The sequence below is a fragment of the Arthrobacter sp. cf158 genome (assembly GCF_900106835.1).
Classification (GTDB): domain Bacteria; phylum Actinomycetota; class Actinomycetes; order Actinomycetales; family Micrococcaceae; genus Arthrobacter.
This window is the reverse complement of sequence record NZ_FNNR01000008.1, coordinates 102,819-123,274: the sequence shown is the minus strand read 5'-3', so window position 1 is coordinate 123,274 and position 20,456 is coordinate 102,819. Positions and strand designations below refer to the sequence as shown.

21 protein-coding genes are annotated in these 20,456 nt (G+C 61.5%); 6 read left to right on the top strand and 15 right to left on the bottom strand.

The window, feature by feature from the left end; genetic code table 11:
• The 5 genes from cobA to BLW08_RS16715 form a co-directional block, all read right to left on the bottom strand.
• Window positions 1-1,272, bottom strand: a complete 1,272-nt coding sequence (cobA, locus tag BLW08_RS16735) for a uroporphyrinogen-III C-methyltransferase (protein ID WP_091326538.1) — start codon at window positions 1,270-1,272, stop codon at window positions 1-3.
• Window positions 1,273-1,363: 91 nt separating this feature from the next.
• Window positions 1,364-2,164, bottom strand: coding sequence for a DNA alkylation repair protein (locus BLW08_RS16730; RefSeq protein ID WP_217639253.1), 801 nt, complete (start codon window positions 2,162-2,164; stop codon window positions 1,364-1,366).
• Between the two features lie 15 nt (window positions 2,165-2,179).
• Window positions 2,180-3,091: a glutaminase gene (locus BLW08_RS16725; RefSeq protein WP_091326537.1), complete on the bottom strand. Its 912-nt coding sequence runs from the start codon at window positions 3,089-3,091 to the stop codon at window positions 2,180-2,182.
• Between the two features lie 124 nt (window positions 3,092-3,215).
• Window positions 3,216-4,259, bottom strand: coding sequence for an LLM class flavin-dependent oxidoreductase (locus BLW08_RS16720; RefSeq protein ID WP_091326535.1), 1,044 nt, complete (start codon window positions 4,257-4,259; stop codon window positions 3,216-3,218).
• 140 nt (window positions 4,260-4,399) lie between these two features.
• On the bottom strand, window positions 4,400-4,669 hold the full coding sequence (locus tag BLW08_RS16715; RefSeq protein WP_091326534.1) for a hypothetical protein: 270 nt from the start codon (window positions 4,667-4,669) through the stop codon (window positions 4,400-4,402).
• Window positions 4,670-4,883: 214 nt separating this feature from the next.
• On the opposite strand from BLW08_RS16715, the gene BLW08_RS16710 reads away from it, so the two are divergent.
• The 5 genes from BLW08_RS16710 (at window position 4,884) to BLW08_RS16690 (ending at window position 8,769) form a co-directional block, all read left to right on the top strand.
• Window positions 4,884-6,338, top strand: coding sequence for a hypothetical protein (locus tag BLW08_RS16710; RefSeq protein WP_091326532.1), 1,455 nt, complete (start codon window positions 4,884-4,886; stop codon window positions 6,336-6,338).
• Window positions 6,335-6,850: a hypothetical protein gene (locus BLW08_RS16705; protein ID WP_217639252.1), complete on the top strand. Its 516-nt coding sequence runs from the start codon at window positions 6,335-6,337 to the stop codon at window positions 6,848-6,850. The genes BLW08_RS16710 and BLW08_RS16705 overlap by 4 nt, the downstream gene beginning before the upstream one ends.
• A 185-nt stretch (window positions 6,851-7,035) precedes the next feature.
• Window positions 7,036-7,485, top strand: coding sequence for a hypothetical protein (locus tag BLW08_RS16700; RefSeq protein WP_139244926.1), 450 nt, complete (start codon window positions 7,036-7,038; stop codon window positions 7,483-7,485).
• A gap of 106 nt (window positions 7,486-7,591) precedes the next feature.
• A complete protein-coding gene (locus BLW08_RS16695) occupies window positions 7,592-8,131 on the top strand; it encodes a hypothetical protein (protein ID WP_090817225.1) in 540 nt (179 codons plus the stop codon).
• Between the two features lie 86 nt (window positions 8,132-8,217).
• A complete protein-coding gene (locus BLW08_RS16690) occupies window positions 8,218-8,769 on the top strand; it encodes a hypothetical protein (RefSeq protein WP_139244925.1) in 552 nt (183 codons plus the stop codon).
• A gap of 50 nt (window positions 8,770-8,819) precedes the next feature.
• Here the strand turns inward: BLW08_RS16690 and BLW08_RS16685 are convergent, their stop codons facing one another.
• Complete coding sequence (locus tag BLW08_RS16685; RefSeq protein WP_091326526.1) at window positions 8,820-9,377, bottom strand: dihydrofolate reductase family protein; 558 nt, start codon at window positions 9,375-9,377, stop codon at window positions 8,820-8,822.
• 693 nt (window positions 9,378-10,070) lie between these two features.
• Here BLW08_RS16685 and BLW08_RS16680 point away from each other — a divergent pair.
• Entirely contained in the window at window positions 10,071-10,688 is a 618-nt protein-coding gene (locus BLW08_RS16680; protein ID WP_091326524.1) for a DUF305 domain-containing protein, read from the top strand.
• Window positions 10,689-10,797: 109 nt separating this feature from the next.
• Here the strand turns inward: BLW08_RS16680 and BLW08_RS16675 are convergent, their stop codons facing one another.
• The 9 genes from BLW08_RS16675 to BLW08_RS16635 form a co-directional block, all read right to left on the bottom strand.
• Window positions 10,798-11,337: a hypothetical protein gene (locus tag BLW08_RS16675; protein ID WP_139244924.1), complete on the bottom strand. Its 540-nt coding sequence runs from the start codon at window positions 11,335-11,337 to the stop codon at window positions 10,798-10,800.
• A 96-nt stretch (window positions 11,338-11,433) separates the two neighbouring features.
• A complete protein-coding gene (locus BLW08_RS16670) occupies window positions 11,434-12,378 on the bottom strand; it encodes an ABC transporter permease (RefSeq protein ID WP_090817209.1) in 945 nt (314 codons plus the stop codon).
• Entirely contained in the window at window positions 12,368-13,099 is a 732-nt protein-coding gene (locus BLW08_RS16665) for an ABC transporter ATP-binding protein (RefSeq protein ID WP_090817206.1), read from the bottom strand. The genes BLW08_RS16670 and BLW08_RS16665 overlap by 11 nt, the downstream gene beginning before the upstream one ends.
• Before the next feature lie 97 nt (window positions 13,100-13,196).
• On the bottom strand, window positions 13,197-14,348 hold the full coding sequence (locus BLW08_RS16660) for an ABC transporter substrate-binding protein (RefSeq protein WP_090817203.1): 1,152 nt from the start codon (window positions 14,346-14,348) through the stop codon (window positions 13,197-13,199).
• A 154-nt stretch (window positions 14,349-14,502) separates the two neighbouring features.
• The gene (gene mmuM, locus BLW08_RS16655; protein WP_091326519.1) at window positions 14,503-15,456 is read right to left on the bottom strand and encodes a homocysteine S-methyltransferase; all 954 of its coding nucleotides are present in this window, start codon (window positions 15,454-15,456) and stop codon (window positions 14,503-14,505) included.
• A gap of 95 nt (window positions 15,457-15,551) precedes the next feature.
• Window positions 15,552-16,955, bottom strand: coding sequence for a sulfate adenylyltransferase subunit 1 (locus tag BLW08_RS16650; RefSeq protein ID WP_091326517.1), 1,404 nt, complete (start codon window positions 16,953-16,955; stop codon window positions 15,552-15,554).
• A complete protein-coding gene (gene cysD / locus BLW08_RS16645) occupies window positions 16,956-17,915 on the bottom strand; it encodes a sulfate adenylyltransferase subunit CysD (protein ID WP_091326515.1) in 960 nt (319 codons plus the stop codon).
• Window positions 17,912-18,664, bottom strand: a complete 753-nt coding sequence (locus BLW08_RS16640) for a phosphoadenylyl-sulfate reductase (protein WP_091326513.1) — start codon at window positions 18,662-18,664, stop codon at window positions 17,912-17,914. The genes cysD and BLW08_RS16640 overlap by 4 nt, the downstream gene beginning before the upstream one ends.
• Window positions 18,661-20,397 (bottom strand): nitrite/sulfite reductase, encoded by a 1,737-nt coding sequence (locus tag BLW08_RS16635; protein WP_091326511.1) that lies wholly within the window; start codon window positions 20,395-20,397, stop codon window positions 18,661-18,663. Before BLW08_RS16635 ends, BLW08_RS16640 begins: the two co-directional genes overlap by 4 nt.
• Between the last annotated feature and the right edge of the window lie 59 nt (window positions 20,398-20,456).

The window sequence follows — 20,456 nt, the reverse complement described above, 5'->3', positions numbered from 1 at the left end:
TCAGTTACTGCGGACGCGGGGACGATTGGGGGTAATAGTGCTGTAATCAGCGGTCTTGAAATGCTGCGGTGCAAAGGGGCTGACACGGACCACATCGCCGATCACGATGACCGCCGGGTTGGCCACGCCGACGGCTTCCGCCTGGTCCGCGATGGTACCCAGAGTGCCGATGGTGACGCGCTGATCCGGCAAATACCCGTTCTCTACGATACCTACTGGCGTGTCCAAAGGCAGACCCGAGCCTGCCAGCGCAGCCGCGGAATCCCGCAATTGCGCTACTCCCATGAGCAACACCACAGTGTGATCGGGGCGTGCGGGGACCTCGGACAGCTCTTCATGGCCGGTCACTACGCTGAAGCCCTTGGCCAGGCCGCGGTGTGTCACGGGAATACCGGCAGCGGCCGGAACCGAGATTGCCGACGTCACGCCGGACACCACTTCAACCTCGACGCCGTTCTGCCGGCAGAATTCTGCTTCCTCGCCGCCGCGCCCCAGGACGTAGGGGTCGCCGCCTTTGAGGCGGACCACGCGGTTGCCCTTCAAGGCTTCGTCCACCAAGATGCGGTTGATCTCCAGCTGAGGAACCGGGTGGTGGCCGGGCGTCTTGCCAACCTCGATCACGCGAACGTCCGGGGCAAGCTCCTTCAGCAGCTCACGCGGACCAAGACGGTCGGCAACCACGACGTCGGCCTGGCCCAGCAGGCGCCGGCCGCGGACGGTGATGAGTCCCGAGTCGCCAGGACCGCCGCCGACGAGTGCCACCGAGCCTGCATTCACGGCGGCATCCGGCTTGCGGTGGCGGCGGAGCGGCAGGTCACCTGTTTCCAGGGCGGTTGCCACTGCGTTGCGAAGGGCCATGGCACGGCGCGGGTCTCCCCCTGCGTTAATGGCGATCTTGACGTCGTCCACCACGGCAACGGCGGGTGTCCAGGCGGCTGATGCTTCGTGATCGGAGGCGTTGACGCACCAGATGCGCTGCGCTTCGGCGTCGGCTGCTACCTGGGTGTCCACGGCGGAAGTGCCCGTGGCGGTCTGAGCGAACCAGACGCCGTCGAGGTCTGCCGTGCGGTACTCGCGCTGCTCCAAGGTGAGCAGCCCGGAAGCGGCGAGTGCGTGAAGGTTTTGGGTGGCAACGGGCGCCACGACAGTGACTTTCGCACCGGCGTCGAGCAGTCCCTTGGCGCGGCGCTCCGCAACGGGTCCGCCGCCCACCACCAGCACCGGGCGGCCGAGCAGCCGCAGCGCGGTGGGGTAAATGTCCTGTATTGCCATGAAAAAACTGTAGGGCGGCTCCGTAACATGCTTCAAAGACTCGGAAACACCCGGTAACGCTGGGTAATCCAGCGTCACATATGGAATGGACTCACGTGGGAAAAACCCTGTCTTTCAGGGTCAGGTAGTAGGCCCGCTGCTCCTTGCCCAGATGCTCGATCGCGTAACGAAGCGTGGTCCTCGGCATGGTGGCTGCGTGTTCGTCGAGGAAAGCCAGCAGGCGTTCGCGGCTGCTCCGCCCGGCGTCACGGACCCACCCACCCACGGCTTTTTGGATGAGGTCCTCCTTGTCGTGGAGCAGGATCTCTGCGATGGCGAAGGTGTCGTCCAGCTGGCCTTCACGGATGAACGCCGAGGTGGCGACGATGGCGGTCCGGCGTTCCCACATGTTCTCCGAGTGGGCGAGTTCGTAGAGTGGGTCCCGCGGTTTGTCCATGAGCCAGCCACCCACCACCCGTCCCGCGCCCAGGTCCACGAGGTCCCAGTTGTTGATCCGGTCGTGCCTTCGCAGGTAGAGCTCGTAAAGTTGGCGACGCCGCTCTTCGGTGGTCTTTTTCTTCTGGGCTTGGAGCGACATGATCTTTACGGCGCCCGCGCGGGCCTCATGGATGTCCTGCTCCAGAAGCTTTTCGATGTCCTCCATTGACATGGCAGCGAACTCTTTGCTGAGCGTGAAAACTTCGCCCATGCGCACGCCCATGAAGAAGTCGCCTTCGGCGTAGTCACCTTTGCCGGTCTTGAAATAGCGCTGGTATTTGGCTTGCTCGATGTCTGACTGACGGATTTTCAAACGCTGCAAAAAGCCGACGGCGGTGGGTTGGGTTCCCGGTGCCGGCGCAGCAGGCTTGCGGACCTTGACTGGTTTCGTGGCCTTTCCGTCCTTGGGGGTCATGACACCATCATGCGCTTAAAAGACCGACCAGCCAGTACGGGTGGTGAATTCGTCCAGTGCGGCAACACCTGCCACGGAATTCCCGGACCTTCCAAGGCCCGGACTCCACACGCTGATGGAGCACTTGTTGGGAACCACGGCCACGATTCCACCGCCTACTCCACTCTTTCCCGGAAGGCCCACGCGGTAGGCGAATTCGCCCGCGGCATCGTATGTTCCGCAGGTGAGCATGACGGCGTTGATTCTCTTGGTCTGGGCTGGAGACAGCAGCAGGGTTCCGTCCGCGCCCAGACCATTCGAGGCAAGGAAACGGGTGGCGAGCGCCAGGTCTTCACAGGTCATGGCGAGCGCGCATTGCTTTGCGTACGAGTCCAGGACATCCTCGACAGGATTCTCCAGATTGCCGCAGCTTGCCAGGAAGTGGGCCAGCGAGGCATTGCGGTGTCCCTTGCCCAGTTCGGATGAGGCCACAACGTGATCGGTGTCGATGCTCTCCTTGCTGGTCTCCTGGCGCATCAGTTCCCGCACGGCCTTGGATGCGTCGCCTGTGAGGCTTAGTAGCCGATCCGTCACCACGATTGCGCCGGCGTTGATGAAGGGGTTACGCGGGATGCCCTCTTCGCTTTCCAACTGAACCAAGGAGTTGAAGGGGTTGCCTGAGGGTTCGCGGAAGACGCGCTTCCAAATGTGGTCGCCGTCCGCAGCCAGAACCAATGCAAGGGCGAAGACCTTGGAGATGCTTTGAATGGAGAACTCCACATGGGCGTCCCCTGCCGAGAACACTTCCCCCTCCCGGGTCACCAGCGATATCCCAAACTGGTGAGGATCCACGGCCCCGAGTTGCGGGATGTAGTCGGCTACTTTTCCCTGACCGACGTGGGGTTGAACTGCTCCAACGATGTCCTCGAGGAGGTTCTGGATGTCCATGGGCAACCTTTGCTCTCTGGGTGATTCCTGTCCTCATTGACGGGACTCACAAGTGCTCGCGCGCTCTTGACGCGAGAGCGCACAGCCAGCAACAATACCTGCCTTTCCTCGGCCGTGGGGTCCGTTACTTGGTCGGGGAGGCACTCCAGCCAAAGGCCGGTGCAATGTGCTTGGCCACGTTCCCAAGCAGCTTGGCGTTGTAGTCCACTCCCAGTTGGTTAGGCACTGTGAGCAGGACAGTGTCGGCTGCTTGCACGGCTGCGTCCATCGCCAGCTCATCCGCTAGTGAATCCGGCTCGCCAATGTAGCTCTTCCCGAAACGGGACAACGCGCCGTCGAGAATTCCCACCTGGTCCTGGCTGTCCGCTTGGGCGCGGAGCCCGAAGTAGTGGTTGTCGACGTCGTCCACGATGGGGATCACGCTGCGGCTCACGGAGATCCGTGGCTCAAAGTCGTGCCCGGCGGCAGCCCAGGCTTCGCGGAACATCCGGATCTGCTCTGCCTGTAGCTCATCGAACGGCACCCCCGTGTCCTCGGTGAGGAGGGTGGAACTCATGAGGTTCATCCCCTGCTCAGCCGCCCACACGGCCGTTTTGCGGGTTCCTGCACCCCACCAGATTCTTTGTGCGAGGCCAGGTGATTGAGGCTGTATGGGCAGCAGACCTGTGGCCCCACCGGCGTAGTGCGGGTCCGCTTCGGCCACCCCGTGCCCGGCGATTGCTTTCCGGAACAGGGCAGTGTGGCGGCGGGCCATGTCGCCGCCGTCCTCGCCGTCTCCGGGAACGTAGCCGAAGTTCGCTGCTCCGTTGCGTGCGGGCTCGGGTGAACCACGGCTCACGCCGAGTTGCAGCCTGCCGTCACTGATGAGGTCCGTGGCTGCTGCTTCCTCAGCCATGTAGAGCGGGTTTTCGTAGCGCATGTCGATGACGCCGGTGCCCATCTCGATACGGCTGGTCCTGGCTGCAATAGCGCTCAGCAGTGGAAAGGGCGATGCTTGCTGCCGGGCGAAGTGATGCACCCGGAAGAAGGCTCCGTCGATTCCCAGTTCCTCAGCGGCTACCGCGAGTTCTATGCCCTGTTTCAAGGCCTCCCCAGCCGTTGGCACAAGGGAACCCGGGACACGGGCCCAGTGACCGAAGGAGAGGAAACCGATCCGTTTGTTGTGCATGTTCGGGACAACTCTTCACGGTCCGGGGAAATTCCACTGGCACCGTGTACGCACCCTCAGGGTCCCGAGACCGTCACTTCCCGTTACCTGTGCAAATAGATCCGCGGGATTAGATAAAGTAGGCCTCGGGGATGCTTTATCTATTCGATGGAGTTCTTATGGAATTCGACGCTCATGCTGCTGATCGCCTGGTCGCCGCATGTCGAGACGCAGCGCGTACGTTGCAGGATCAACGAGGCGAACGGGAATTCGCCTCGACTGCTGCTCTCACGGAATTCCGGGGCGTGTTCGCGGACTGTTTCCGTGAGAATGTTGCCTCTGAACGGGCGGCCCGGTCCGAGCTGGTCCATACGTTGGAAGATGTTGCCCGTCAGGTCCACGAAGCGAAGGGCGCGGCGGAGGTTGAGCAACGTCGCTTGGACGATGTGACGGAGTGGGCGCTTGCCTCCGGTTGGGCCCGTGCTGGCGGAGGTTTTGCAGTGGATGTGGGGCCGCGCCCGTCGATGAAGGAGACTGACCGTCCGGTGGTGAGCGTGAAGACTGCGCGGCAGGGATTCCGCGTCTGGGCGAGCGGAAGCACTGGTGGGGCGAGTTCCGCTGATCCGGACACCTTGGACTCCCGCAGTGTCAACCTTCAGGATCCAGGACGAATCAGACCGAGGCGCGGCCAACAGAGTCAGTGCAGCTGTGTCCGAGTTCGAGGACAAGTGCTCCTGGGTGCACTCTGATCTCGACGCTGTCCGTGGCGGGCTGCGACGGTTCCTGGAAGACAACCATCAGGACGCAGCCCGGCTTTCCGACATCGCGTCGACGTTCCGTGCTGCCGGTGGGAGCGGTGTCCTCGGGCAGATAACGGTATCGAACGGCGTTCTTGTGCTTGCAACGGCGCCGATGACCTTATCGGGCTCGGCGCTGCTGGGCTACTTGTCCACTGCCTCCGAGGCTGACGTGAAGGCATTGGCCACCATACCCGGATGGCAGAAGACCCTGCGAGGCATGGACCCATCGAAAATTGGGGCTTGGTGGGCGGGCATGAACACGGGAGCCCACCTTGCAGCGAACGAGTCCGGGTTCACGCAGGTGCAGGAGCTGCTGCTGGCTGCGGCTCCAGCCATGTTCGGCGCTTTGGACGGGATGCCCGCACTGGCCCGGGTCCGGGCTAACCAGTTGAACGCGCCAAGATTGCTCCGTGCGGCGGAGAACGACCTGGAAACAGCCCGGAAGTTGTCGGGGATCGGGCAAGCCCACCACGACCCGAACCGAACAAAGATGCTGGAAAATGAGGTGGCCTACCTGAAGCAGGTGGAAGCCGGGGACGTGCAGCTTTACCTTTATGACCGGGACCAGTCCCGGATTGTGCAAATGATCGGCACCCCGGGCCCCGACACACGGCATGTGATCACCTACGTCCCGGGAACGTTCACCGGACTGAACATCTTCTACGAAGGCGGCGTACAGCAGGTCTCGTCATACCTCAATAACAACGTGCCGGGGACGGTGGCTTTCGTCTATAAGGATGGGCGGTTCCCCGGGGAGGAGAACACTGCCGGCGGTCCGAACCTAGCGAGAATCGGTGAGGCGAACGATGAAAAACTCGCACGCACGTCAGGGCAGCAACTGGCATCCTTCGAAGCCGGGATGCGCACTGATCCCTACCTGAACGGTGCCGAACAAATCGGCATCGGGCACAGCTGGGGCCTGGCAAACGTCGCCAGCTCCGAAGTCGCCGGGGCCCGATACGACAAGGTGGTCTCTCTCGCTGGGGCAGGCATGCTCCCGGACTGGAAACCACAGCCAACCACGCAATATTCGAACCTGTACTACTATGATCTGCTCATCCATGGCCAGGGAGTTACCAACCCCGTCACGAAAAAAGGGGTGGTGTGGGAGGGAAACAATCCGATTCATCACGAAGAGTTCGAACAGCACTACTACCGCGGCCCTCACGACGACCAACTTAGGGCGATCAACACCGTCGAAGAAGGGAACATCCTCATGGAAAACCACAACCTCATTGCCTCCAACATTAAGGACAACCGGGAGGCGCTTCGGGACATGCAAAGCCTGATTAACCGATGAAAATGTCACGCTACACGGCTATCGCCCTATTTTTGGTGACCATCATAAGTCTTTCCGGCTGTACTGGTACGGATATTTCAAGGGAGGAAAATGACTTGGAAACAAACGTGACATGGCAAAGCGCGAAAGTAGATACGCAGAAGACCGCACTCGAGATCGCCGGTCTAATCCCGAAAGACAAAGTCACTTCCGTCCTTCAGAAGGAGACCGGCGTACTCCTGTCGTGCAACAAGACCGCTCACAACTGGAACGGTTGGACAGATATCACGCTGACGGCCGACGCGAATGTGGAAGAAGTTATTAAAGGCCTTGAACTGCACTACAGAGGTGGCAGCTTCGAGGTGACAACTCGAAGGGGAATTGATGGTGACTATCAAGTGCATTTGCTTGGGCCCGCTCCCGGTGAAGGATATCTTATCGGTAGAGGCCTAACCCCAAATGTGATTCGCATTGATTCCGGTTCGCCGTGCTTCACATTGCCCGAGGGCACCTACCCCGGTGGAGATTTTTAGGTCCACATGAACAACCACAACCTCATCGCCTCAATCAACGAGGACAACCTGCAAGTACTCAGAGTCATGCCTGGAATTCTGCCTTGATGAGGGCGCGACACGGCGCCATGGCGTTGTTGTTGGCGGGTGCGCTGGTTCTGGCCGGTTGCGCCGGAAGCCCCGGAGGGACACACATCGAACCACCAGTGACCACCGCAACAAAGACACAGGGTGAACCGACGAAAGCTGAACTGACGTGGCAGGAAGCGAAGGCCAAAGCCCAAGCCATGGAATTGGAGATCGCCGCCCTGATCCCGAAAGGCACGGTTGTCTCGATCGATCAAAAGAAGAAGGGCGTGCTGCTGTCCTGCAACAAGACACAGCACAAGTGGAAGGGCTCCACGACCATCACGGTAGCCGACGGAACCAAAATCAATTCAATCGTGAAGGACATCGAAGCCCACTACCGGGCGAATGGACTCAAGGTGTCAGCCGATAAGGATATAGACGGAAAGATACTGGTCCAAATCGATCCACCTGCTCCTGGGGAGAATTACCTCGTCGGTGGAGGCGTAAAACCTGATGAGATTTGGATCGATTCGGGTTCTCCATGCTTCACACTGCCCGAGGGCATCTACCCAGGCGGGGATTTCTAGATCCCATGAACAATTACAACCTCATCGCCTCAAACAACGAGGACAACCTGCAAGTACTCAGAGTCATGCCTGGAATTGTGTCTCAATGAGGGCGCGACAAGGAGCCATGGCGTTGTTGCTGTTGGCGGGTTCGATCGGGCTCGCAGGTTGCGCCGGAAACCCAAGCGTGAGTTCGACCGAGTCAACCGTGCCAACTGCCGCTGATACACAAGAGGAACCGATGACCACGGAACTCACTAGGCAGGAAGCTAAAGCAAACACGGAAAAGGAAGCGCTGGAGATAGCGGCTTTGATCCCAAAGGACAAGGTTACTTCCATAGTCCAGAAAGAGACGGGCGTTCTCCTGTCCTGCAGCAAGACAGAACACAACTGGAACGGTTCGACTTCGATCACGCTGGCTGAGGGAAGCGAAGCTGAATCTGTCGTGAAAGAACTTGAGACGGCTGCACGGACACACTTCACGGATCATCGTTTTGAGGTCTCAAGCGACCGGACCATACAAGGCACCTTTCGTGTTGAGATAAGCGATCCGGCCACCTCGGAAATGTATCTCATCAGGGAGGACGATCCCCGCGTCATTCGCATTGCGTCAGGTTCGCCTTGCTTCACAATGCCCGAGGGTACCTATCCTGTTGGGGATTTCTAGATGCTTTTGAGCAACCGTGATGTCGTAGCCTCTAACAGTGAAGACAACGACCATGCGCTCAATGACGTGCCGGGAGTTGTGGCTCGATGAGGGCGCGTCGCGGTGCCATGGCGTCGTTGCTGCTGGTGGGTGCGATGGTTCTGGCAGGCTGTTCCGGAAGCCCCGGAGGGACACATATCGAACCAGCAGCACCCACCGCAGCAGAGACACAGGGTGAACCGATGAATGCTGAACTGACCTGGCAGGAAGCCAAAGCCCACACCCAAGCGATGGAACTGGACCTCGCCGCCCTGATCCCAAAAGATGCTGTTGTCTCAATTGATCAGAAGAAGAAGGGCATGCTTCTGTCGTGCAACAAGACCCAGCACAACTGGAAGGGCTTCACGGCCATCACCGTTGCCGAAGGAACCAAAATCGAGCCCATCGTGAGAGCCATCGAGGCCCACCACCGGGCGAAAGGAACCAAAGTATCCGCCGATTGGAATCCAAGCGGAAACTACCGAATCCAGATCGACCTGCCTGCGCCTGGGGAGAACTACATCGCCGCCGAAGGATTGGCCCCAAACCAGATTGACATCGATTCGGGCTCGCCGTGCTTCACCTTGCCCGACGGCATCTACCCAGGTGGGGATTTCTAAACCAGAGCTCATGAGGATGGTTCGGCGTTTTCACGTTGCCTCCACAATCGTCAAACAGCCCGGCGATAATGCATCGCCACCGCTCCGTTACTGAGCGGCTCGGCCGAGATCAGCTCAAGGCGCCGGGTGCTGGGCAGTCCACCTTGGTACAGGGTGGGTCCGTGCCCTGTGATCATGGGGTGGATGAGGAATTTGTACTCGTCGATCAGACCCAATCGGTCCAGCTCTGTTGCTAATTTCCCGCTGCCGACAAGCACCCCCTTGGGAGTCCTGTCCTTGAGTTCCTGAACCGCCGCACCCAGTTCGCCGACCAGCTGATGACTATTGGTCCAGGGGAAGTCGCTCCGCGTTGTGGAAACGACGTATTTGGGCATGGTTTCCAGTTCAAGGGCAAACTCAAGCAGCGACGGCGGGGCTTCAACCTCACCATTAGCCACCAAAGGCCAGTAGACCTCCATCATTTCGTAGGTAGTCCGGCCCCAGAGCATGGCGCCGCTCTTATCCAGAAGGCGGGTGAAGTGGGCGTGCGTCTCGTCGTCGGCGATGCCCTCCTGGTGGTCCACGCAACCATCGAGCGTGACGTTGATGCTGAACGTTAAGAGGCCCATTCGACGATTCTAGGCCGCGAGGCGCAAAGGCGCAGCGTAAAGCGGAGGATTGCCCAGGATAAGGAGTGCTGCCAGAAAAAGAATCGCTCATGTATACCCTACCGGGGTATGCTGGAGGCCCTGGAAGTGGACGAAGGTGGTGAAGCATCATGAGCAAGCAGCTGTCCCCTCAAGCTCTTGCCGCCGTCGTCGGGCGGGCGTTGCTTCTACTTCTGGTAACGGCCGTCATTGCGGGCATATTCGGAATGCACATCATCAGCGGTCCGCATGGGGCAGGGGGAACGCATGGGTCTCATGCGGCATCACCCCTAGTGAGCACCTCCTCATCCCACCACGCGCACGGCCCTTCTCATGAGGTGAGCGCTGCCTCGGCTGCCGACGATCGCGGCACGGAGTTTGGAAGCTGCTCCTGCACTCAGGCTGCCAGTTGCATTCCATCCCTCACAACAGCTTCCCTGAGCGCTCCCCCGCCCGGCACGACAGGCGAAGTCACCCCTGCATCGTGGGAACTGCCCACCATTTTTCCGTCCTGGTCCTACCAACCCCACGGTCCTACACCCGGGCAACTCTGCATCAGCCGTACGTGAGCACTGGATGGTCCGGTAACAGCCGGGACCGTACATCCATTCACCATCTGCTGACTACCGGGCGGCTGACTATCACCGCCGCCCGAAATGCAAAGGACTTTTACTCATGAACAGAACTCACTTCACTGTGACCGGAGCGGCTCTCGCAGGTCTGCTTGCCCTGGCTGGTTGTGCTTCCAACTCCGGCTCCGGTTCCATGCCGGGCATGAACCATGGAAGTTCCGGCACTTCCATCAGCCCCTCTGCGAACAGCAGCGACGCCGGGCACAACGCCGCAGACACCATGTTCGCCCAATTGATGATCCCCCATCACTCCCAAGCAGTGGAGATGTCCGACGTCATGCTGGCAAAGGCTGACATCCCGCCCGCAATCACTGCCTTGGCAGTGAAGATCAAAAACGCGCAGGCACCCGAAATCGAGAAGATGACCGGTTGGCTGAACAGCTGGAATGTGCCTGTCATGGGATCTTCCGGGCATGGCGGCCACGGCATGGAGGGCATGCTGAGCGAGGCGGACCTGCAGAAGCTCAGGGAAGCCCAAGGCGTGGAAGCGGCCAAGCTCTTCCTGACGCAGATGATCGCGCATCACGAAGGTGCCGTGACCATGGCCAAAGCCGAAGTAGCCCAGGGCAAGAACCTTGAGGCTGTCCAGCTAGGCAAGGACATCGTCACGGCGCAGGAAGCAGAGATTCGGGAAATGCGGGATCTGCTGACGGGACTCTAACCTCACCGTCTGGTGACGCAAAGGCTCGACGGCGGGAGGTCGCCGTCGAGCCCTTGCGCGCCGTCCGGAAGTCGACGTTATGCAACGGTCGACGCTTAGTGCCGAGGGCCTAAATCGTGTCTGGATCAACAACTGTCGTCGGGTATGGCTTGCCCGGATTTTCAGGGGCGATACTGCTGATCTTCCACGCGTCGCCGGTCCTCTCAAGCTCAACGGTTTGGTCGTATACGTACCACTCGCCGGGGCCTTGCACGCCGTTCACCGGACCGTGTTCCAGCTGTGTCTGCTCCGAGATCTCAACCTTGGCGCCGGTTTGGGTGATGGTGAATTTCTTGATGGTGATCTCCGAGCCGGTGTCCGTCAAAAGGACGCCATAGGGAGCAATCGCGTCCCTGCGTTGGTGGAGTTTTCGGTACTCAAGCTCGATACCCTCAATTGCCGCCGGGACGAAATCCATACTGATCTCATCCTTGGTGGAGGAGAACCCTGTGACAACTTGATGATTTCTACGGTCGATGGCCCGCTCGATAAGAGACTGAACAGCGCCCTTCGCTTCCGCGTCGGGCTGCGGTGCCGGCGCTGCACACGACGTGACGGCAAGCAGTGCAGCTACAGCAACCGACACCAGCATTCTTTGCTGCCTGGTCATGACCTGCCACCCTTAACACGATTCCCGGAATCGCCTCCCCCATATGCAAAGGCTGGTCGAAACGTAGCATCTCGTCCGGTGTGAAACCAGATCCGGTTAGCGCGAGCTGCCCGCCAGCAAACCCCGGCGCTGCAGCAGACGCTTCTCGATCGGCCCGAACACCAGCAGCTCAATCAGGATGCCCACCGCAAGGATCAGCAGGATCGCGGCCATCACGATTGCCATGTCGGACAAGACGCGGCCCTGATCAAGAAGCGAACCGAGCCCGAACCCGATGGTGCCGCCCACGGCAATGATTTCGGCGGCCATGAGCGAGCGCCAGGAGAACGCCCAGCCCTGCTTCAGGCCCCCGATGTAGCCGGGAAGCGCCGCTGGGAGGACAATCTGCAACGCCATTTGGAGCCTGTTCGCACCAAGGACGGTGCCCACGCTGCGATACTGCGGCGGGATCTGGTCCACGCCGGAGATGAGCCCGTTGATGATCGACGGAATGGCGCCCATGAACACCACAAAGTAAACGGTGGCATCGGTGAGGCCGAACCAGATGATGGCTGCGGGAACCCATGCCACGGACGGAAGAACCTGCAGCCCGGAAATGAGCGGACCAAACGCACGGCGCAAGGGTGCTACCTGGGCCAGGATCAAGCCAACCGGCGTTGCGATGACCACCGAGATCAGGAAGCCGATCACACCACGCTGCAGCGAGGTCCACACTGATTCCTGGACCTTGCCTTCACTCCAGAGCAGAACCAGCTGGTTCAGCACATCCAACGGCCCCGGTACTTGGTCGCGACGCTTGAGGCCCAGCGAAACATAGAACTGCCACGCAAGGATGAGAATCACCAATGCGGCGATTGGAAGCAGCACACGCTTCCACTCAATACCGTGCTTGCGGCCCGTGTCAGATTGGAGGTTGTCCAGGCCGGCTTCAAGATCGCGGAGTTCGGAGGCGTTGCCCTTCAGCGACGGCGAGGTGATGTGCTCTTTGGATTCGGTCACGGGAAGCGTCCGCTCTTCGGTGGTGATGGGGTTACTTGGCATGGCGGCGGATCTCCTCGCGAAGACGGCGGGTAATGACGCCGGTCAGCTCCCCGGCTCGACCAGCATCGGTACGGTGTTCCTCGGTGACGTTCCATTCAGCCACCACGCGGCCGGGACGCGAGGACAGGAGCAGCACCCGCTGGCCGAGGCGGACAGCTTCGCGGACGTTGTGGGTCACGAACACGATGGTCCGGCCGGTTTCCTTCCAAATCCGTTCAAGCTCATCATGGAGAAGGTCGCGGGTGATCGCATCTAGCGCAGCAAACGGCTCATCCATCAACAGCAGCTGCCGATCCTGAGCCAAAGAACGAGCCAGGGCAACGCGCTGCCGCATGCCGCCCGAGAGTTCATGCGGACGCTTGTCCCCTGCGCCACCGAGGTGGACAAGCTCCAACAGTTCGGTGGCGCGTTCACGCCGGCTCGCCTTGGTGCTGGTCTTGTCCGCCAACTGCAAAGCCAGCTCGATGTTGCCACGCGCGGTCAGCCACGGGAACAGCGATGCGTCCTGGAACATGAAGGCGGCACCGTCGCTGGGGACTTCAAGGGCGCCCGACGTCGGCTTTTCCAGTCCTGCCATGATGTTCAGCAGGGTGGACTTGCCGCAGCCTGACGCACCGAGGAGGGCAACGAACTCGCCCTGCGCGATGGTGGCGTTGACGTCGTCCAGCACCGGGGCGCCGTCGCCGAAGCGCTTGCCCAGGTTCTCGAGTACGACTGGCATGGTCCCGTCCTTCGTGTTGATTTGTAGAGCTGATATGGCTAAAGGCCGGTCCGCTCCCCCGGTCAATAGGAGGGGAAGCGGACCAGCCTGTTACTGCTTAGTCCTGGCCGAGACCGGCAGCGGAGGTCTTCTTGCCCTCCACCTCGTTCAAGGTGCGGAGGTCGAAGATGCCATTGATGTCAGCCTGCTTGGTGGTGCCGGCCTTGACGCCGTCATCCAGCAGCTTCTTGTACGTTCCGGCGAGCGGATCAGTGGTGAACTTGATGTTCTGGAGTGCACGTTCGATCACATTTGCGGGAAGCGGCTTGCCGGCCGTGTCCTTGAGGACAGCGTTGATGGTGGTTGCCTTCTCCTCAGCGGATGCCGAGTTGAGCCAGTTCACGGACTCCACGTGGCCCTTGAGGAGCGCCTTCACGGTCTCCGGGTGTTCGGCAGCGAACTTCTTGTTCACGATCAGGATGGTGGTGGTGAAGTCACCGTTTTCCCACAGGTCCTTCTCATCCACCAGCACCTTCGCTCCGGCTTCGAGCACCAGGCGGGAGGCCCACGGCTCAGGCAACCACGCGCCGTCGAGCTTTCCGTCCTGGAAGAGCTTCAGCGACTGGGCGTTTTCGGTGGGGTTGATGTTGACGTCGCCGCTGCCATCGGTGTTGGTCTTGAAGCCCTGATCGCCCAACCAGGCACGGAGTGCCACGTCCTGCGTGCCACCGAGCTGAGGTGAGCTGAGGACCTTGCCCTTGAGGTCGGCTGCGGAGTTGATCTCCGGCTTGACCACCAGTTGGGCGCCGCCCGAAGCAGCACCGGCGATGATGCTGATGGACTCACCGTTGCTCTTGACGAACGAGTTGATGGCGGGGTTGGGGCCGATGTAGGTGGCGTCGATGGCGCCGGCGTTCAAAGCTTCGATCGCGGCGGGGCCCGCGTTGAAGATCTGCGTGCTGAGCTTGGTCTCGCCCAGTTCCTTGGCGATGATGCCCTTGCTGGTACCTACCAGCGCCGGTCCGTGGGTGACGTTGCTGAAGTAGCCCAGCTTGAGTTCCGCTGCGGGAGTCGTGGCAGGAGCCGGTGCGGCCTGGTTGTTTTGCGAGACAGCGGAGGCCACTGCTGCGCCTGCTCCGATCAGCAGCACGAGGCCGACGGCCAGGCCGATCTCCAGGGTGCGGCGGCGCTTGGGCTTGGGTGCGGTCTCACCGGCGACGATGCGGGTGGTACCGGAATCGGGTTTCTGTGACTCGGGTGTGTTTGCCATGGGGGGGTCCTTATGAAATGTGGGATGCGAGGTGGGGCGAAGATTAGGCCCCGTAACATCGCCCGTGGTGGGCAAGGAAGGACCATTCCGGAGAGGTCATGTGTTCACAGTAGGGACTGTCATATTTCCGCTTCAATCCCGTAGAAACCAAGGTTCATGCAGGGTCACCTGACGTCATATTCGCTGCCAGGCCTTCAATGTCGCGCGGAGTTGTGCGGCAGCACCCACCTATGAGACGGGCTCCAATACCCCGCCAAACACCGGCGTTGCCGGCCAGGGTCCCGCTCCCCTGAACCCCTTCTGCCGGGCTCCACGTCTTGCTCGCAGCATCGTAGATTTCCCCTGAATTCGGGTACGCCACCAGCGGCTTGTTCGAGGACCTCTGCAGGGTGTCCAGCGCTTCGGTGACCAGTTCCAGTGGCACGCAATTAACCCCGACGGCGGCCACTCGCGGTTCCGTGCTGAGCAGCGCAGCCACGTCCGCAATAGGGGTTCCGTCACTGATGTGGCCGCTGTCGCGCAGCGTGAACGTAAACCAGGATTCGACGTCGAACTCCGCCACGAGCGCCAACAGCGCCTCCGCTTCGGCGTACGACGGCAGGGTCTCGCACGCCAGGAAATCCGCACCGGCCTCCACCAGCGCGGCTATGCGTGGCCGGTGGAAATCCCGGAATTCCGCTGCTGAAAGCGTGTAATCACCCCGGTATTCGGAGCCATCGGCGAGGTAGGCGCCGTAGGGACCAACTGATCCGGCCACCAGCAGGGGGCCATTCGCAGTGCCCTCCGCCAAGGCTTCCTGCCGTGCTTCGTCCGCCAACCGGGCGCTCAAAGCCACCAGCTCCAACGACTCATCAACGGACAATCCGCGCTGCGCAAAACCCTGCGGTGTCGCCTGGTAACTGGCCGTGATGGCCACAGAGGCACCGGCGTCGAAGTAGTCGCGGTGGACCTGTTTGATCAGGTGTGGCTGCTCCAGCAGGACCTTGGCCGACCACAACGGATCCTCAAGATCGCAGCCGTGGGCCTCCAGTTCGGTGGCCAAGGCGCCGTCCAGGACCAGGTCCGTGCCGGCGTTGAGGAGCGTGCTGAGGGTGGTGTTCTGTGGCATGCGGCCTTCCAAAAAGAAAACCGCAGCTTGTTCGAATCCCGCCGTACAACGTGAGGAGTCGCGAACAAGCTGCGGTTTTGTGACTACGTGTGACCCTAGATGACGTAACGTTCGTCTTCGTGGTCGCCCGGGTGGTCCTTCACAAGTCCGGCGGCAAGGGTATTGCCGTCGATGGGGTCGATCACCAGGAAGGCACCGGTGCGGCGGTGGTGCAGGTAGTTCTCCAACGGCAACGGAGCGGACAGGCGTAATTGTGCGTGGCCGATGTCGTTGAGTTCCAGGTTGGACGCAGGCTCCACGTTGAACGTGGCCAGGTCCAGCTTGCCGGTGACGTTGCGGACCAGTGCCTGGACCGTGCGCGTGCCGTGCTTCACCAGGACCTTCTGACCTTCACGGAGCGGCTTCGGTGAAAGCCATGCGAGCGACGCATACAGGTCAGCAGTGCTTTCGCGGACCGTTCCGGCGGCGGCGATGGTGTCTCCGCGGGCGATGTCGATCTCATCAGCCAGCCGAACAGCCACCGACTGCGGAGCAGCTGCCTCGTCCAGCGATTGGCCGGCGAAGTCGATGCCGATCACCGTGGTGGTGCGCGGCTCATGGCCCGGGCTGATCACGGAAACTTCGTCGCCAACCTTCACCGAGCCCTCAGTGATTTGGCCTGCGTATGCGCGGTAATCGCGGTACGCCTCCACATCGAGCCCGCCAGCAACAGCATCGGGAGCCAGGGCGCCCTGCGGGCGGATCACCAGCTGCACTGGGAAGCGGAAGCTCTCCAGTTCAGCCTCAAGCTCGTCAGCAGCAGGGAGGGTTTCGAGGACCTCCAGCAGTGCCGGGCCCGTGTACCAAGGGGTGCGCTCAGAGCGGTCCACCACGTTGTCGCCATCAAGGGCCGACACCGGCACCACCAGCAGGTCAGCGACTCCGTCGGATCCCAGGCCAAGCTCGCGGGCAACCTTCTGCACGTCCGCTTCGATGTCGCGGAACACCTGCTCGCTGAAGTCCACCAGGTCGATCTTGTTGACCGCCACAATGACGTGAGCAACGCGAAGCAGTTGCAGCACGGACAGGTGCCGGCGGGTCTGCTCCAGCACACCCTTGCGGGCGTCAATGAGTACGACGACGGCATCCGCAGTGGACGCGCCGGTCACCGTGTTCTTGGTGTACTGAACGTGGCCGGGGCAGTCCGCCAGGATGAAGCTGCGGCGGTCCGTGGCGAAGTAGCGGTAAGCGACATCGATGGTGATGCCCTGTTCACGCTCGGCACGCAGGCCGTCAGTCAGGAGGGCGAGGTCGATGCCGCCCTTTTCTCCACCGAAGCCGCGGTCCGCAGAGGTGCGGGCAACGGCGTCGAGCGTGTCAGCAAGAATCGCCTTGGAGTCGTGAAGGAGACGGCCCACCAAAGTGGACTTGCCGTCGTCCACCGAACCGGCGGTTGCAAAGCGAAAGAGTGTGGTGGGCAGGGCTGTTTCCAGCCCGGCAGCCAAAGTTTCGGTGCTCATTTAGAAGTAGCCGTCCTTCTTGCGGTCTTCCATGGCTGCCTCGGAGATGCGGTCATCTGCTCGGGTGGCGCCACGTTCGGTCAGGGTGGAGGCAGCGACTTCAACAACGACGTCGGCCACAGTGCGTGCGTCGGACTCGACTGCACCGGTGCAGGACATGTCTCCCACCGTGCGGTAACGGACCAGCTTGGTGATGACGTCCTCGTTGGGCAGCGGCTGGGAAACCTCACCCACGGCGCGCCACATACCGTCGCGGGCGAAGACTTCACGCTCGTGGGCGTAGTACAGGCTGGGAAGCTCGATGTTCTCGCGCTCGATGTAGCGCCAGATGTCCAACTCGGTCCAGTTGCTGATGGGGAACGCACGGACGTGCTGGCCCACGGTGTGGCGGCCGTTGTACAGGTTCCACAGCTCGGGGCGCTGGTTGCGCGGGTCCCACTGGCCGAACTCGTCACGGAGGCTAAGGATGCGCTCCTTGGCGCGGGCCTTGTCCTCGTCGCGACGGCCGCCGCCGAACACGGCGTCGAACTTGTTCTTCTGGATCGCGTCCAGCAGCGGAACGGTCTGCAACGGGTTGCGTGTGCCATCGGCGCGCTCAGCCAACTCGCCGCGGTCGATGAATTCCTGGACTGAGCCAACAACCAGCTTCAGCCCCAGGCGCTCAACAGTGCGGTCACGGAAGTCGATGACCTCAGGGAAGTTGTGGCCGGTGTCCACGTGGAGGACCGGAAACGGAACCTTGCCCGGCCAGAACGCCTTGGTGGCCAGGTGCAGCATGACCACGGAATCCTTGCCGCCGGAGAACAGCAGCGCAGGCTTCTCGAACTCAGCAACAACCTCGCGGATGATGTGGATGGCTTCGGACTCGAGGGTGTCCAATGAGCTCAGGCGCTCGACCGAGGGGGCGTCGACTGCCGCTGCAACTTTCACCGTGGACTCCTCTGTTGTGTACGTGCTCATGTGTGTAGTCCGCATTCTGTCTTGTCGGATCCTGCCCAGCGGCCGGCGCGGGGATCTTCACCCGGGGCAACCTTGCGGGTGCAGGGCTGGCAGCCGATGGACGGGTAGCCCTGGCTCAGGAGGGGGTTGACGGGAAGGATGTTGTCCTCGGAATACTCGATCAGCTGATCGAAGGTCCAGTCCACCATGGGGTTGACCTTGACCAAGCCGAAGCCTTCATCCCAGGTGACGATCGGAGTGTTGGTGCGGGTGGGGCCCTCGTCGCGTCGGACGCCGGTGAACCAGACTTCGTAGCCGGTCAGCGAGCGGCGCAGCGGCTGGACCTTACGCAGTGCACAGCACTGGGCGGGGTCGCGGGCGAACAAGTCCTTGCCTAGCAGGCGGTCCTGTTGTTCCACAGTAGTTTCGGGAAGGACGTCCACCACGTTGACGCGGAGGTTCGCGGCGACTTCGTCGCGCGTCTCGTACGTTTCCTTGAAGTGGTAGCCGGTTTCCAGGAACAAGACGTCGACGCCGGGAAGCTGGTCTGCGACCAAAGCCGGCAGTACGGCGTCGGCCATGGAGCAAGCCACGGTTACGGTGGGCAGCTCAAAGTTGCGGGCAACCCAAGCGATAACTTCCCGGGCAGGAGCGTTCCAGCCAAGTTCCGCAGCACCTTGTTCAGCGAGGGCCTTCAGTTCTTCCTTGGACCGCAACGCCGGCCGGGCTGCCGCGCTGGCAAGGTTGGTGATAGTGACGGGATCTGTCATTGGAGATCTCCTTCATCTGCGGAGTGCGCCCACTCGGCGAAGGTCTGGCCCTCGGCGCCTTCGGCGACGAACTTACGGACCACGCGCTCCACGTAATCGGGCAGGTCTTCCACCGTGACCTTGAGGCCGCGGACGGTACGCCCCAAACCGGCCTCCTCGCGCTCGTTGTTGGCCAGCCCGCCACCGAGGTGAACTTGGAAACCCGGGGTGGGGTCGCCGTCGGGCGTTGGCAGCATCATGCCCTTCAGGCCGATATCGGCCGTCTGGATACGTGCGCAGGAGTTCGGGCAACCGTTGATGTGGAGGGACAGTGCCGACGGCAGCTGCTTGGATTCCACGAGGTCGGCCAAGCGGCGCTCCAGCTCAGCGATGGCCGTAGCTGCCGTGACCTTGGTTTCCACGATGGCCAACTTGCAGAACTCGATGCCCGTGCAAGCGATGGTGCCGCGGCGGAACACGGACGGACGGGCGGAAAGGCCCAGGGTGTCCAGTTCGGCGATGAGCGGCTCCACCTGCTCCTTGGCCACGTCCAGGATGACCAGCTTCTGGTGAGGAGTAGTGCGGAGGCGGTAGCTGCCGTGCTTCTCCAACGTGTCAGCCAGCGTCACGAGTGCTTCGCCGGACGTGCGTCCGACAGTGGGGGTGACGCCGATGAAGAACTTGCCGTCCTTCTGCTCGTGAACACCGATGTGGTCGCCGGGAGATGTGGGCTTGGGTGCGGCGGGGCCGTCCGGGAGCTTGAAGCCGAGGTACTCGTCCTCAAGGATCTGGCGGAACTTGGCCGGGCCCCAGTCGTTCATGAGGAACTTCAGGCGGGCCTTGGTGCGCATGCGGCGGTAGCCGTAGTCACGGAAGATGCTGGTAACGCCGAGCCATACTTCAGCTGCCACATCCGCGGAGACGAACACGCCAAGGCGCTCGGCCAGGCGCGGGTTGGTGGACAAGCCGCCGCCAACCCAGAGGTCGTAGCCGGCACCGAGCTCAGGGTGAGCCACGCCCACCAGGGCGAAGTCGTTGATCTCGTGCACCACGTCCTGGGACGGGTGGCCTGTGATGGCCGTCTTGTATTTGCGCGGCAGGTTGGCCAGCTCGGGATCGCCGATGAAACGCTCCGCAAGCTCGTGGATGAGCGGCGTGGGATCGATGATCTCGTCCTTGGCGATGCCCGCAACCGGCGAACCGAGGATGACGCGGGGAACGTCACCGCAAGCTTCTGTGGTGGACAGTCCAATGCCTTCAAGGCGGCGCCAGATCTCCGGCACGTCCTCTACGCGGATCCAGTGCAGCTGGATGTTCTGACGGTCCGTCAGGTCAGCCGAGCCGCGGGCGAAGTCCACGGAAATCTGGCCGATGACCCGGAGTTGCTCTGTGGTCAGTGCCCCGCCGTCGATGCGCACGCGCAGCATGAAGTACTTGTCTTCGAGCTCGTGCGGTTCAAGCGTTGCGGTCTTGCCGCCGTCGATCCCGGGCTTGCGCTGGGTGTAGAGGCCCCACCAACGGAAGCGGCCGTGAAGGTCCGTGCCGTCGATCGAATCAAAGCCTTCTTTGGAGTAGACAGACTCAATGCGCTCACGGACATTCAGCCCGTTGTCTTCCTGCTTCCAGGTTTCGTTGGCATTGAGGGGCTCAGTGCCGTCAACCTTCCACTGGCCGTGGGGCTTGGCGGCAGGGCGCGTGCGTGCCGGACGCTTGGCGGTATCAGCCGACGCACCGGCTACAGCTGTATCTGTCATATCTCGACTGTAGGTCTGGCCAGATTTCGCCAGCAAAGGTCCGGAAATGCTAAGTCACC